14 protein-coding genes are annotated in these 13,543 nt (G+C 66.7%); 9 read left to right on the plus strand and 5 right to left on the minus strand.

Annotated elements, in window-relative coordinates:
- Positions 1-97: 97 nt before the first annotated feature.
- The 7 genes from QO259_RS15330 to QO259_RS15360 all read left to right on the plus strand — a co-directional run bounded on the left by QO259_RS15330 (position 98) and on the right by QO259_RS15360 (position 6,729).
- Positions 98-1,081, plus strand: a complete 984-nt coding sequence (locus tag QO259_RS15330) for a succinylglutamate desuccinylase (protein WP_285952786.1) — start codon at positions 98-100, stop codon at positions 1,079-1,081.
- 364 nt (positions 1,082-1,445) lie between these two features.
- Positions 1,446-2,216: an ABC transporter ATP-binding protein gene (locus tag QO259_RS15335; protein WP_035477094.1), complete on the plus strand. Its 771-nt coding sequence runs from the start codon at positions 1,446-1,448 to the stop codon at positions 2,214-2,216.
- Positions 2,217-2,226: 10 nt separating this feature from the next.
- Complete coding sequence (locus tag QO259_RS15340) at positions 2,227-2,943, plus strand: ABC transporter permease (RefSeq protein WP_207033449.1); 717 nt, start codon at positions 2,227-2,229, stop codon at positions 2,941-2,943.
- The gene (locus tag QO259_RS15345; RefSeq protein ID WP_207033451.1) at positions 2,931-3,662 is read left to right on the plus strand and encodes an ABC transporter permease; all 732 of its coding nucleotides are present in this window, start codon (positions 2,931-2,933) and stop codon (positions 3,660-3,662) included. Before QO259_RS15340 ends, QO259_RS15345 begins: the two co-directional genes overlap by 13 nt.
- Before the next feature lie 95 nt (positions 3,663-3,757).
- Positions 3,758-4,579, plus strand: a complete 822-nt coding sequence (locus tag QO259_RS15350; protein WP_035477097.1) for a transporter substrate-binding domain-containing protein — start codon at positions 3,758-3,760, stop codon at positions 4,577-4,579.
- Between the two features lie 76 nt (positions 4,580-4,655).
- Positions 4,656-5,774 (plus strand): succinylglutamate desuccinylase/aspartoacylase family protein, encoded by a 1,119-nt coding sequence (locus QO259_RS15355; RefSeq protein ID WP_035477099.1) that lies wholly within the window; start codon positions 4,656-4,658, stop codon positions 5,772-5,774.
- A gap of 184 nt (positions 5,775-5,958) precedes the next feature.
- On the plus strand, positions 5,959-6,729 hold the full coding sequence (locus QO259_RS15360) for an ABC transporter substrate-binding protein (protein ID WP_285950606.1): 771 nt from the start codon (positions 5,959-5,961) through the stop codon (positions 6,727-6,729).
- A gap of 121 nt (positions 6,730-6,850) precedes the next feature.
- Here the strand turns inward: QO259_RS15360 and QO259_RS15365 are convergent, their stop codons facing one another.
- Positions 6,851-7,573 carry a glutamine amidotransferase-related protein gene (locus tag QO259_RS15365; RefSeq protein WP_285950607.1) on the minus strand — a complete coding sequence of 241 codons (723 nt, stop codon included), beginning with the start codon at positions 7,571-7,573 and terminating at the stop codon, positions 6,851-6,853.
- 436 nt (positions 7,574-8,009) lie between these two features.
- On the opposite strand from QO259_RS15365, the gene QO259_RS15370 reads away from it, so the two are divergent.
- Complete coding sequence (locus tag QO259_RS15370; RefSeq protein WP_285950608.1) at positions 8,010-8,507, plus strand: hypothetical protein; 498 nt, start codon at positions 8,010-8,012, stop codon at positions 8,505-8,507.
- A gap of 21 nt (positions 8,508-8,528) precedes the next feature.
- Here QO259_RS15370 and QO259_RS15375 read toward each other — a convergent pair whose 3' ends face one another.
- Positions 8,529-9,593 carry an AbrB family transcriptional regulator gene (locus QO259_RS15375; protein WP_285950609.1) on the minus strand — a complete coding sequence of 355 codons (1,065 nt, stop codon included), beginning with the start codon at positions 9,591-9,593 and terminating at the stop codon, positions 8,529-8,531.
- 254 nt (positions 9,594-9,847) lie between these two features.
- On the opposite strand from QO259_RS15375, the gene QO259_RS15380 reads away from it, so the two are divergent.
- Positions 9,848-11,134 (plus strand): PQQ-dependent sugar dehydrogenase, encoded by a 1,287-nt coding sequence (locus QO259_RS15380; protein WP_285950610.1) that lies wholly within the window; start codon positions 9,848-9,850, stop codon positions 11,132-11,134.
- Between the two features lie 16 nt (positions 11,135-11,150).
- Here the strand turns inward: QO259_RS15380 and QO259_RS15385 are convergent, their stop codons facing one another.
- The 3 genes from QO259_RS15385 to QO259_RS15395 form a co-directional block, all read right to left on the minus strand.
- Entirely contained in the window at positions 11,151-11,678 is a 528-nt protein-coding gene (locus QO259_RS15385) for a metallophosphoesterase family protein (protein ID WP_285950611.1), read from the minus strand.
- A 135-nt stretch (positions 11,679-11,813) separates the two neighbouring features.
- A complete protein-coding gene (locus QO259_RS15390) occupies positions 11,814-12,251 on the minus strand; it encodes a hypothetical protein (protein WP_285950612.1) in 438 nt (145 codons plus the stop codon).
- Positions 12,252-12,350: 99 nt separating this feature from the next.
- Entirely contained in the window at positions 12,351-13,532 is a 1,182-nt protein-coding gene (locus QO259_RS15395; RefSeq protein WP_285950613.1) for a uroporphyrinogen decarboxylase/cobalamine-independent methonine synthase family protein, read from the minus strand.
- Between the last annotated feature and the right edge of the window lie 11 nt (positions 13,533-13,543).

A 13,543-nucleotide genomic window follows, 5' to 3' on the forward strand; every position in this document is an offset into this window, starting at 1 on the left:
TGCCAAGCGGGTAATCTGAGTGCACACCCTGTAACACCGAGGCCACGAGTGATCGAACCCGGTAACCTTTCCTTGCGCGCGCGTAACGCTCATGTCCCTGCTCGATGACTGGCTGGCGCTGACCCTCGACGGGAACGCCCATGCCCACCAGGGCGAGCTCGCCGGCGGGCGCTATCGCACGCTTGCCCCCGGCGTGCTCGAACTGACTCCGACCCGGCCCGCGCCACAGGCGCGCAGCGTGGTGATCTCGGCGGGTATCCATGGCAACGAGACCGCGCCGATCGAGCTGGTGGGCGAGCTGCTCGCCGCGCTCGAGGCAGGGACGGCGACACTCGGCGCGCCGCTGCTGGTGATTCTAGGCAACCTGCCGGCGATTCGCTCCGGTACGCGCTTCGTCGAGACCAATCTCAACCGGCTGTTCCGGCGCGACCTGGACGCCAGAGGCGACGAACCCGAGCGCGCGCGCCAGCTCATGCAACGGGTCGACGACTTCTATGCCCGTCATCCGGCTCGCCCGCTGCATCTGGATATGCACACCGCCATTCGTGACAGCCGCTATCCGCGTTTTGCCGTGGTGCCGTTCACCGAGCAGCAGCCGACCTCACACTGGCCGGCGCTGGCCGGCGCCGGCATGCAGGCAGTGCTGCTGCAGCATCAGCACAGTTGGACCTTTTCGCACTATTCGCGCCACTACCACGCCGCCGAAGCCTATACCCTGGAGCTGGGCAAGGTGCGCCCGTTCGGCGCCAACGATCTCGACGCCCTCGACGGCATGCGCCACTGGCTGGCGTGCCTGGCTGCGGGGCGGGCACCCGAAGCGGGTGATGTCGAGGCGCTGCGCTTCTTCCAGGTCGCGGTGGAGCTGATGCGCGACCACCCCTCGTTCCGGCTCACCTTTGCCGAGGATGTCGCCAACTTCACCGAATTCGCCCCAAACACGCGGCTCAGCGAGGACGACACCGGTGGCGGCTTCGTGGTCGGTCCCGAGCCGCTGGCGGTGGTCTTTCCCAATGCCCGGGTCGAGCTCAACGCCCGCGCCGCGCTGCTGGTACGGCCCTGCGCCGCCCCCGGCGACGGTTGAGGCCGAACGATCATCGACCACACTGACCCGGCACGATTGCCGACCTCTGCGTTCCAGGACGATCTATAGCGACGATATCCCGCGCGGATATCCAACAACGACAACATAGCCGCAGGAGTACTTTTGAATGTCACATGCCTACCGCCTTTCCGCCGTCTCGGGCTGGCCGGCACCGCCCGCCGCCATAGAGGTCTCTGGCACCCGGCGCCGAAGCTGATAGAATCGCCGCATTTTTCTTAGCGCCCATTCCGGGATTTCGTTTCTCAGCCCGGCAGGGAGCCGCCCCGCTCACCCCGACTTTCGCGAGCCGGACACCCGAGCGAGCCGCCGGCCCCGCCAGCCAACCCATTCGGTGGACGACCACATGGCCACGACCCCCATTCCGCTCGAGGCGCGCGACATCAAGAAGCGTTTCGGCTCCCACGAGGTGCTCAAGGGCCTCTCTCTCGAGGCTCACAAGGGCGATGTCATCACCCTGATCGGTGCCTCCGGCTCGGGCAAGAGCACCTTCCTGCGCTGCATGAACCTGCTCGAACAGCCCGACGAGGGCGAGCTGATCGTGCACAACGAGCCGATCCATTTTCGCGCCACCAAGCACGGTCGCGAGCCCGCCGACTGGAAACAGGTCGAGCGCCTGCGCGCCAAGCTCTCGATGGTGTTCCAGAACTTCAACCTGTGGTCGCACATGACGCTGCTCGAGAACGTCATCGAAGCGCCGGTGCATGTGCTCAAGAAGCCGCGCAAGCAGGCCATCGACGAAGCCCGGGCGCTGCTCGACCGGGTCGGCCTGCTGGAGCGTGCCGACTACTATCCGACCCAGATGTCGGGCGGCCAGCAGCAGCGCGGCGCGATCGCCCGGGCGCTGGCGATGGACCCGGAAGTGATGCTGTTCGACGAGCCCACCTCGGCGCTCGACCCCGAGCTGGTGGGCGACGTGCTCAAGGTCATGCGCGGGCTCGCCGACGAGGGCCGCACCATGATTCTGGTGACCCACGAGATCGCCTTCGCCCGCGATGTCTCGAGCCAGGTGATCTACCTGCACCAGGGCGTGATCGAAGAGTCCGGCACGCCGGCCGAGGTCCTCGACAACCCGCGCTCCGAGCGCCTGCGCCAGTTCCTGGCGCCCAAGCACTGAGGCGGCCATCATGATCGACCTGCAAGGCTACGGCCCGCGGCTGTTGGAAGGCGCCATGGTCACGCTCGAACTGGCGCTGTTGTCACTGGTGCTGGCAGTGATCCTGGGCCTGCTCACGGCCAGCGCCAAGCTCTCGCGCAATCGCGCCATCCACGCCATCGGTACCCTCTACACCACGCTGATCCGCGGCGTGCCCGATCTGGTGCTGATGATGCTGCTGTTCTACGGCGGCCAGATCGGCATCAACATGCTCACCGATCAGCTCTACGACGCCTTCGATGTCGATATCTTCATCAACGTCGATGCCTTCGTCGCCGGGGTCATTACCATCGGCCTGATCTTCGGGGCCTACATGGGCGAGACCTTCCGGGGTGCCTTCCAGTCGGTCGAGGAAGGCCAGATGGAAGCCGCCCGCGCCTACGGCATGAGCCCGTGGCTGGCGTTTCGCCGCGTGCGCTTTCCGCTGATGATGCGCCATGCGCTGCCGGGGATCGGCAACAACTGGATGGTGCTGTTGAAGACCACCGCACTGGTCTCGATCATCGGCCTGACCGACATGGTGCGGGTCGCCGCCGAGGCGACCAAGGCGACCCATGAGCCGTTCTTGTTCATGCTGCCGGTGGCGGGGATCTACCTGCTCATCGCTTCGCTCTCGGAGTGGGGCTTCGCCAAGCTCAGCAAGCGCTACAGCACCGGTTTCGGGGAGGCCAGCGAATGGACCAACTGAACGCCTGGTTCACCCAACTGCTTGCGGGCAATGCGATCTTCACCGCCAACACCCTGGGCTTTTACTGGAACGGCCTGGTCACCACGGTGCAGCTGGTATTTCTGTGTCTGCTGCTGGGCATCGTGCTGGCGGTACCGCTGGCGATCGGCCGCGGCTCCAAGCGGTGGTGGATCAAGTGGCCGATCTACGCCTACACCTACGTCTTCCGCGGCACCCCGCTGCTGATCCAGCTCTATCTGGTCTACTACGGCGTGGTGTTCTTCAACGGCATTCAGGACACCATCTTCTGGGAGGTCTTCAAGGACGCCTTCTACCCGGCGCTGATCGCGTTCACGCTGAACACCGCGGCCTATACCACCGAGATCTTCCGCGGCGCGATCAAGAACACCGCCAAGGGCGAGATCGAGGCGGCACGTGCCTACGGCATGTCCAAGGGCCTGATGATGCGTCGTATCATCCTGCCCAGCGCTTTCCGCCGCGCGCTGCCGGCCTACGGCAACGAGGTGATCTTCATGCTCCACGCCAGCGCCGTGGCCAGCGTGGTAACGATCATGGACCTGACCGGGGCGGCATACTACGTCTACGCACGCTTCTATGCCCCCTTCCCGGCCTTCATCTTCGTCGCTCTGATCTATCTGTGCCTGACCTTCAGCATCATGTTCGTCTTCCGCCGGCTGGAAAAACGCCTGCTGGCCCACCTGCGACCGCGCGGCGCCTGAGCGCGGTGGCAGCCGTGATGGCCATGACGACGACAGTCACGACGATAGTCATGACCAAAACAACCACACCTGCGATCACAACGAGAACCGACGCCATGACCAACTGGATCACCAAGACCCTGATCACCGCCACCCTGCTCGCCGCCCCGCTGGCCGCGACCCCGGCGCTGGCCGACGACAACCAGACCGTGCGTCTGGGCATCGACGTGCCCTACGAGCCGTTCGTGATGCGCAGCGCCGACGGCCAGCTCGAAGGCTTCGAGATCGATCTCGGCAACGAGCTGTGCAAGCGCGCCAAGCTCGACTGCACCTGGGTCGAACAGCCCTGGGACGGCATCATCCCCGGCCTGCTGGCACGCAAGTACGACGCCATCCTGTCGTCGATGGCGATCACCCCGGAGCGCGAGCGCCAGGTGCTGTTCTCGCTGCCCTACTACAACACCCCGAGCGTGTGGATCACCGCGCGTGACCGCGATATCGACATCGCCGACAAAGCCTCGCTCAAGGGTCTTTCCGTGGGCGTGCAGCGCGGCACCATCCGCGATGTCTACGTCACCCAGGAGTATGGCGACGTGCTCGACATCCAGCGTTACGGCTCGTCCCAGGACGTGGTCAACGACCTCAAGGCCGGGCGTCTCGACCTGACCTTCGAAGACTTTCCGATCGCCGTCGATGCCATCGACTTCCGTGGCGACAACAGCCCCTACAAGCAGGTCGGGCCGAGTATCAAGACGCCGACCTCGATCTTCGGCAAGGGCGCCGCGATGGCCTTCCGCAAGCGCGACAAGGCGCTGGCAGCGAAGTTCGACCAGGCGATCTGCGCGGTCTACGCCGATGGCACCTTCGACAAGCTGATGCACCAGTACTTCGACTACGACCTGTCCGTGCGCCCCAGCCAGCAGGACTGCGCCCAGTAAGCGCCCCCCGATGCGCCGGCGCGCCGCCTTCACGGGCGGTGCGCCGCATGCCGCCACTCCGCGCCGAGGACTCCCCGTGGAACACCGCAGACACCCCCTGATCGGCCCGGTTCCGGGCACCGAGCGCGCGCTCGACAGCTTTCACTTCGGGCCCGCCGACGCCGAGCGCCACGTCTACGTGCAGGGCTCGCTGCATGCCGACGAGCTGCCGGGCATGATGGTCGCCTGGACGCTCAAGCAGCGCCTGGCCGAACTCGAACGCGACGGGCGTCTCGCCTGCCGGGTGAGCGTGGTGCCGGTGGCCAACCCGATCGGTCTCGACCAGCAGCTGATGGATACCGCGCTGGGCCGCTACGACTTCGAGACGCTCAAGAACTTCAACCGCCACTACGTCGATGTGGTCGACCAGGTGGCCGATGGCCTGGAAGCCGAGCTCAGCGACGATATCGCCGCCAACCGGCGTCTGATCCGGGCGCGCTTCAGCGCCGCCCTGGCATCCCAGACGGCGACGACCAGCCTCGACTCGCTGCGCCTGACGCTGCAGCGCCTGGCCTGCGAGGCCGACTTCGTGCTCGATCTGCACTGCGACTTCAACGCGGTCGAGCATCTCTACACCACGCCGGCGGCGTGGCCGGTGTTCGAGCCCTTCGCGCGCTACTTCGGTGCCAAGGCGAGCATGCTCGCCACCGACTCCGGCGGGCAGTCGTTCGACGAATGCTTCACCCTGGTGTGGGAAGCGCTGCGCCAGCGCTTCGGCGAGCGCTTCCCGATCGATTACGGCACCCAGTCGATCACCGTCGAGCTGCGCGGGCAGCAGGACGTCTCCCACGAGCTGGCGGCCCACGACAGCCAGGCGATCATCGACTGGCTGACCCACCTCGGGCTGGTCGTGGGCGAGGCGCCGCCACTGCCGGGGCTGGCTTACCCGGCAACCGAGCTGGCGGCGATGGACTTCCTGCATGCACCGATCGGCGGTCTGGTGGTGTTCCATCTGGCCCCCGGCGTCGAGGTGGAGGCGGGGCAGCTGATCGCCGAGATCATCGACCCGATCAGCGACCGCATCGAAGCGATCCGCGCGCCCCAGCGCGGCATGTTCTATGCTCGAACCCAGCGCCGCATGGCCACGGCCGGGATGATCGTGGCCGATATCGCCGGCCACCAGAGCCATCGCAGCGGCTATCTGCTGGCGCCGTGAAGCCACTGACGCTGGTCGGATCGCCGAGGGCTGATATTCAAGCGTCGGCGCATTGGTTATGCTGCCAGCGTCAGGCCCGTATTACCGGCGCGGCATCGCTCACGAGGCCGCCGACGTCGGGACGCCATCGCTGACCAGGCGACCACTGAACAACAACGCCCGTACCACAAGAGAGACGCGATTCATGAAAAAACTGCTGACCACTACGCTGCTCGGCGCCGCGCTGATCGCCGGCGCGGCTCACGCCCAGGACAAGGAGCATCTGCGCATCGGCGTCGATGTGCCCTACGAGCCGATGGAGTACCGCACCGCCGACGGCGAGCTGACCGGCTTCGACATCGATCTCGGCAACGCCATGTGCAAGCAGATCAAGGCCGACTGCGAGTGGGTGGTGCAGGCATGGGACGGCATCATTCCGGGCCTGCTGGCGCGCAAGTACGACGCCATCATGTCGTCGATGACGATCAACGACGAGCGCCGCGCCACCGTGCTCTTCTCCGACCCGTACATCAAGCCGCCCTCCGCCTGGTTCGTACCCGCCGGCAGCAGCATCGAGACGATCTATCCCAAGTCGCTCAAGGGCAAGACCATCGGCGTCCAGCGCGGCACCCTGCAGGACAACTACGTCACCGACATGTACGGCGACGTGGCCAAGATCAGCCGTTACACCACCGCTGACGACCTGGTGCTGGACATGGACGCGGGTCGCGTCGATATCGCCTTCCTCGACTTCCCGGTGGGCAAGTCGACCCTGCTCGACAGCAAGGAAGGCAGCTACAAGACCATCGGTGGCATGATCACCGAGCCGGAGAAGTACTTCGGCGAGGGCTTCGGCATCGCCTTCCGCCCGCGCGACAAAAAGCTCGCCGAGCGTTTCAACGAGGCCCTGGCCACGCTGAAACAGGATGGCACCTACGACAAGATCTACGACAAGTACTTCAAGACCGGCGAGTGATCGCCGCTACCGACGCCGCATCGGCCTCCGGCTGAAGCGGCCCGGCAAGAGAAAAGCCCCGATCCTGGATCGGGGCTTTTCGTTGGGCGAAAGATCACTCGAGACACATCGTGACACCCTCTCAGGCGCCCGCCCCGGCCTGGCGCCAGAATGCCAGCATCCAGCGCGCCATGGTCTCGCTGTCGATCTCGTCGGCCAGCGATGCCTGCCCTTCACGTACCCGATCCGCCGGCATGCGGTCGCCGCGCAGATTCATCAGATCCGCCGAGTACGCCTTGGTGAATTCCGGGTGGCCCTGAATGCCGAGGAAGCACTCACCGATCTGGATCAGGTAGAACGGGCAGAAGTCACTCGCCGCCAGCACCCGAGTTTCGGCCGGCAGGCGGGCGACCTGATCCTGGTGGCTGACCAGCAGATTGAGCGCGTCCCGCGGCGGCGTCATCCACGGCGCTTGGGCGGTGATATGGTTGTACGACACCCCTACGCCCCAGCCACGCGGGCTACGCTCGACGTCGCCGCCGAGCGCCTTGGCGATCAACTGATGGCCGAAGCAGACACCGATCAACGGCCGGCGCTGCGCCCACAGCAGACGCACGAACTCGCACAGCCGTTCGATCCAGGCATCGCCATCGTTGACGCCGTACTTGGACCCCGTGATCAACCAGGCATCGATCGCGTCGATATCCGCCTGGGTGGGAATCTCGCCATCGAGACAGCGCCAGGTGTGCCACTCGAGCCCGGATTCCTGCGACTCGAGCAGGCGAGCGAACTGCTCGGGATAGTTGCGATGCGTCTCGCGTAGCGGCTCGGCGACATCGTCGCATTGCAGGATGCCAATGCGCATGGGGCTCTCCTCTTCTCGTGCTATGACCTTGGTGATCTGAACTCAATATTCTGCTGAACCCGACGCTGATCTCGATCTTCCGGCGATACCCCGCTTACGTCTGCTGACAGCCTCCTCAGACGCCCCCTATCGCGCGTCGCCGTACAGGGCGCGAGGCTCCCCGAGGTGCTGCAGACCGGGGCTGCGGGCTGAGCCTGACGTGCCGCCATTGTCCCATAACGGCGGCGATAATCCCTCTCGACCGCTACGTTGAGCTTCAATTGTTTACCGTTCTCGTATGGAGCCTGCCAATGGCGATCTTTATCCTCTGAGCTGAGGATACGAGCCCTCTGAGAGTCGGCCAGCGGCCACTGCCGCAACGTCGCCAAGGGCTCGATCGAGGAACGACGACTTGCCCACGCGAGAGGCGAGCGTGACTCACGCAGCAGGGTGACGTATGGCGCCATGGTTCGATCATTTGCAGGAAGCGGCCGCATTGTGTCTGGGCCTCTACGCCCTGCTACTGCTCTGCCGCGGTAATGCCTTGCCGCCGCCGGCGGTGCCCGCCGCGCTCATGCTGGCCGTGGCCATCAAGTCTCCGCTGCTCACCCCTAGCCTCGGCCTGAGTTTGAGCCTGGTTCTGCTGCTGGCCGCCAGCGTGACGCTGCGCCCCGGCCTGATGCCCGCCTGGTTGGCGAGCTCGTTGCCCTCCACCGGCAGCGGTGCCGAGGCAGCAGTACAAGTCACCGCGCATCCGGTGCGCGGTACGCTGCAGGTGTTCTATCTCTCGCGCTGGTTCGAAGCGATCCTGATCGACCCCGCCAACCCGCCGCTGCGCGAGGGCGAGACGGTCTATCTGATCCGCCACGGCAGCCGCCAGGCCTGGGTCAGCCGGGTGCGCAGCCATACCCCGCCCGAGACACCCAGCCGCCGCTGGAACTGGCGTACCCAGTAGCTAGGACCTCGGGCGCGCGTCTCAGTTCTGCCGCGCGAAGCGCGCCACCAGCCGCGCCATCCCCGGCCCCACCATGACCACCGTGAACAGACGCAGCGTCTGCAGCGCCACCACCAGGCCGACATCGGCGTGGGTATCGATGGCGATGATCGTCATCGAGTCGAGCCCGCCCGGGCTGGTCGCCAGATAGGCGCTGATGAAGGCGGTATGCATCAATAGCGTCACCAGCCACGCCGACAGCGCACACAGCGCGATCAGCACCAGCGAGGCCAGGATCATCTTGCTCAGGGCACGGGCAATGGTGTGCAGCGTGGCGCGGTCGAAACGCAGGCCCACATAGGCCCCGATCACGCCGTAGGCCAGTTCCAGCAGCGGTTGCGGCAGGGTCAGCGTCACCACCCCGCCAAGATGCAGCAGCGTGCCCAGCGCCACCGGCCCCAGCAGCGCCCCGGCCGGCAGACGGCGATGGCACAGCCACACCCCGGCCACGACCACCGCCAGGGTCGCCAGCAGATCGAGCCAGGCGCGGGCCGAGGCCGGTAACGGTGCGGCGTGTCTGGCACTGGTGTCGGTCACCCCCAGGTAGTGGCTGACCAAAGCGCCGAGCAGCACCACGCAGACCACCCGCACATACTGCATCGCGGCCACGATCCGCGGGTCGGCATCGCTCTCCTCGGCCATCGCCACCATGGCCGCGGCGGCCCCGGGGGTGGTGCCCCAGGCCGCGGTCGTGCCCGGCAGGCCACCATGACGCACCAGCGCGATACCCACCGCCAGACTCAGCAGCAGGGTGATCGCGGTGGCCAGCAGCATCACCGGCCAGGCGTCCAGGATCTGACGTAGCACCGCCAGGGTCAGGGTCTGGGCGATCAGCACGCCGACCACGCCCTGACTCAGCTTGAAGGCGCTGCGTGGCAGTGCGAGCCCGCCCACCGTGACCCCGTAGACGATGGCGACCGCCATCGGGCCGATGAACCCGCCGGCCGGCATGTGCACCAGTGAGAGTAGCCAGCTGGATGCGACACAGGCAAACGCCAGCAGCAGCCAGCGCCAGATAGGGGAGAGAGAAGTCAGAGAGCGAGACACGTGGGGAGAGGCCGAATTCCGTAAAACGCTAACTTTATCAGGCCTCGCTAATAGCGTCAGTGTTTGTCGACAATCTTTCAAGACTGCGCGGGACGACACTTCTTGGCGGGACGGCACTTGGCGGGACGACACTTGGCCGGAACGATCTCGGCACTCGGCTCGCTACCCATGGTCCATACTCTTGAGGTGTCGTCTTGTTCCGATCCTTACCGGCATCCGCCAGCCGGCCACCGCGTTCGCTTCAGGAGAGCCCCATGCCGCCATCCGTGACCCTTCACTCGGCCCCGCACTTGGCCCCGAACATGGCCCCGCACTTGGCAAGAGCCGCAGCGCCTCGCCTGGCCTCACGCATCGCCGGCATCGCCCTGCTCGCGCTGGGTGGCGACGCCCTGGCCCAGGCGCCGGTGCCCACCGGCCCACCCAACGCCCCGGAGCAGCGCCCCGCCTTTGCCGCGCAGACCCGCGCCCCGGCACTGCCGGCAAGCGCGCCGCTGCGCATCGAGCGTGTGGCCGAGGGGCTGGAGTACCCTTGGGGCCTGGCGTTTGTCGACAACGACACCGCCCTGGTCACCGAGCGCCCGGGGCGACTGCGCCGGGTCGATCTGCGTAGCGGCAGCCTCTCGGCACCGATCGGCGGGCTGCCGGAGATCGACGCCCGCGGCCAGGGCGGCCTGCTCGATATCACCCTCGACCCGGATTTCGCGCACAATCACCGGCTCTACCTGAGCTACGCCGAGCCGCGTGAAGGGGGCAAGAACGGCACTGCCGTCGCCCGTGCCACCCTTGCCGCCGGAAGCCAGCAGCTCGACGAGCTGACGGTGATCTTCCGCCAGACGCCGGCCTGGGGGTCGACCAAGCACTTCGGCTCGCGGCTGGTCTGGGACACTCAGGGCCGGCTCTACGTCACTCTCGGCGAACGCTCGCTGCCCGAGCCACGCCAGCTGGCGCAGGACCCGCACACGCATCTGGGCAAGGTGGTGCGTATTCAGCCCGACGGCAGTATCCCCGAGGACAACCCGTTCGCCGCGGGTCAGGCGGGGGCACCGGCGGTATGGTCCTACGGTCATCGCAACATTCAGGGCGCGGCGCTGCACCCCGACAGCGGCAAGCTGTGGACCATCGAACATGGCCCCCGCGGCGGTGACGAACTCAACGTGCCGCTGGCCGGGCGCAACTACGGCTGGCCGGTGATCACCTACGGTGAAGACTACAGTGGGGCGCCGATCGGAGAAGGCGTGACCGCCAGGGCGGGAATGGAGCAACCGATCTACTACTGGGACCCGGTGATCGCCCCGGGCGACATGACCTTCTATCAGGGCTCACGCTTTCCCGACTGGCACGGCAACCTGATCATCGCCTCGCTCTCACCCGGCGGCCTGGTACGGCTGACCCTGGATGGCGAACGGGTGAGCGGCGAAGCGCGCCTGGCCACGGGGCTCGGGCGAGTACGCGACGTGGACGCAGGGCCGGACGGCGCGCTGTGGGCGTTGACCGATGCCCGCGATGGCGCCCTGGTGCGGCTGCTGCCCGGTACGCAGTGACTTCGCCGAGCGCGTCTTACAGCGGTAGATGGAGGATCGCCGAACGCAGCCCGCCGGCGGTGACCCACAGCTTGCCCAGGGTCAGCGGCAGGCGAAAGCGCCGCCGCCCCGCCGCGCCCGGATTGAACAGCAGTTGGCGCCGGCCGTCGATATCGCGCCAGGTCTGGCGCGGCTTGTGCGAGTGGGCGTGAAGGATCGCCGCACAGGCCAGCCGCTCGTCGCAGTCGGCGATATCGTGCACCAGCTGCAACGGCTGGCCGTTGACGATCAGCTCGAGGTGGGTGGGCATCGCCGCGCAGGGGCCCTCGCGGTCGATGTTGCCACGCACCGCATGGAGCGGGCCGCGAGCGGCCAGCTGCGTCAGAATCTCGGGGTCGCCGACATCGCCGAGGTGAATCAGCTGCGGGCAGTCGGCGAGCAGCGCCAGCGCCTCATCGCGCAGCAGGCCATGGGTGTCGGCGATCACCCCGAGCGGCGCCGCACTGTCGATACGCAGCGTACGCCTCTCGGGCAGCCGTTCATCACCGCTGTGGGTGTCGTTCATGGCGCGCTCCTAGCCGCTCTCGAACGTCGCCATGTCTTCACACGACGCTCATGTCACCAGGCCTCAATGGATTAACGCAAAACGGCCCCGAAGGGCCGTCGTGCAATGAGCCGTCGCAAAATGACGTGCAGCGTCTCAGGCGCCGCCCGGGTTGGACTTGACCGTCGATGAGGTCTCGACGCCGTCGAACGTCACCTTACCGTCGGCATCCACCTGACAGGTAAGGTTGTACTTGGTATTGCCCGGCCCCAGCAGGTCGACCAGCAGCTCGAAGGTATCGCCACTATCGAGCTCGTCGGCGGCATAATCCCAGGCGTTGGTGTCGTAGATCGCCTTGCCTTCGATATCGCGGTTCTCGCCGCTGTCGAGCGCCAGTGCCAGGCACTGCTTGGCGATCTCGGGCGCGCCCTCCTCCAGCACCCGGGTCTCCTTGGGATGGTGCGGCTGGCTGGCGCCCGGCTCCTGGGCCATCGCCCCGGCGCTCGCCAGACACAGCGACACCCCGACGCCGATGGCCATCTTTCTCACCACGTTCATCGCACTGCTTACGTTCACCGCACGGCTTACGCTCATCGCCCCTCTCCCGGTCATGCCACCTCTCCTGTCATCACAAGCTGTTGGCGCTCGCAGCCAGTATAGAAGAGCACTGAACACCGTGCCCTGACCTCGGCTTCAGCCCCACAGCCGCCGGGTGGCGATCGCCGCCCCTTCGCTCAGCGCCGCGAGCTTGGCCCAGGCCACGTCCTGGGCGACGAACTCGTAGCTGGCAAAGGTGCCGAAGCCGCAGTCGGTGCCCGCCACCACGCGTTCGCGATCGCCTACCGCGGCGACCGAGGCGCAGATGCGATTGGCCACCACTTCGGGGTGTTCGAGATAGTTGGTGGTGACATCGATCACCCCCGGCATCAGCAGCATGTGATCGGGTAGCGGGTGGGTCTTGAACGAGACCGTCTCGTGCTCGTGGCGCGGGTTGCCCAGCGGGATGCTGAGCGCCCCCACCTTGGCCCGGTAGAGGATCGGCAGCAGCTCGGCCACCGGCACGTCGTCCTGGTGCGGCCCCTGCCAGTTGCCCCAGCAGACGTGCAGGCGCACCTTGTCCGCCGGGATGTTCTCCAGCGCCAGATTGATCGCCTCGACGTGCAGCTCGACGCGCTCGAGGAAGGTGCCCAGGTCGGCATCGCCGAACAGGATCACGCGCTCCATGGCCAGATCCGGGGCATCCAGCTGCAGCACATGGCCGGCGGCCACGATCGCCTCGTACTCCTGCTTCAGCTCCCGGGCCACGGCGAGCACATAGTCGCGGTCGGTGGGGTAGTCAGGGTTGTCCTGGGCACGCAGCATGGTGGTGGTGACCACGCCGGGGGAGGCCGCGGTCATGAAGGCCTCCCGCGGTGCCGGGCGCCCCGCCAGTGCGGCCGCGAACGAGGCCAGCTCCGCCTTGACCCCGGCCAGCGTCGGATCGTAGCGCACCGCCTGCTGCGCCAGCGGCGTGTTCCAGACCTTGGCCAGATCCTCGGAGACGCCGATCTGACGCGCCATGTGTTCGGCATAGCCGGGGAATTTCTGGATATCCAGCGTCGGCTTGCGCCGCCCCTCGCCGCCGAAGCCGCTCATACGCTCGGTGACATAGGTCGAGAAACCCACCCGCGGCGCCTCGCCGTTATTGATGCTGTCGAGCCCGGCATCGAGCTGGGCGCCGATCACGCCATCCAGGCAGCGCGCGACCTCGGCCTCGAACGCTGCGCTATCCACTGGCTTGCCCTGCTCACGCAGCACCAGCATGCGCGACAGCGCCGGGGTACGCGGCAGGCTGCCGGTGTGGGTGGTAATGATGCGGTCGCGGCTGGTCTGCATGGGGTCCCCTC

Source organism: Salinicola sp. JS01 (assembly GCF_030284585.1).
Lineage (GTDB): Bacteria > Pseudomonadota > Gammaproteobacteria > Pseudomonadales > Halomonadaceae > Salinicola.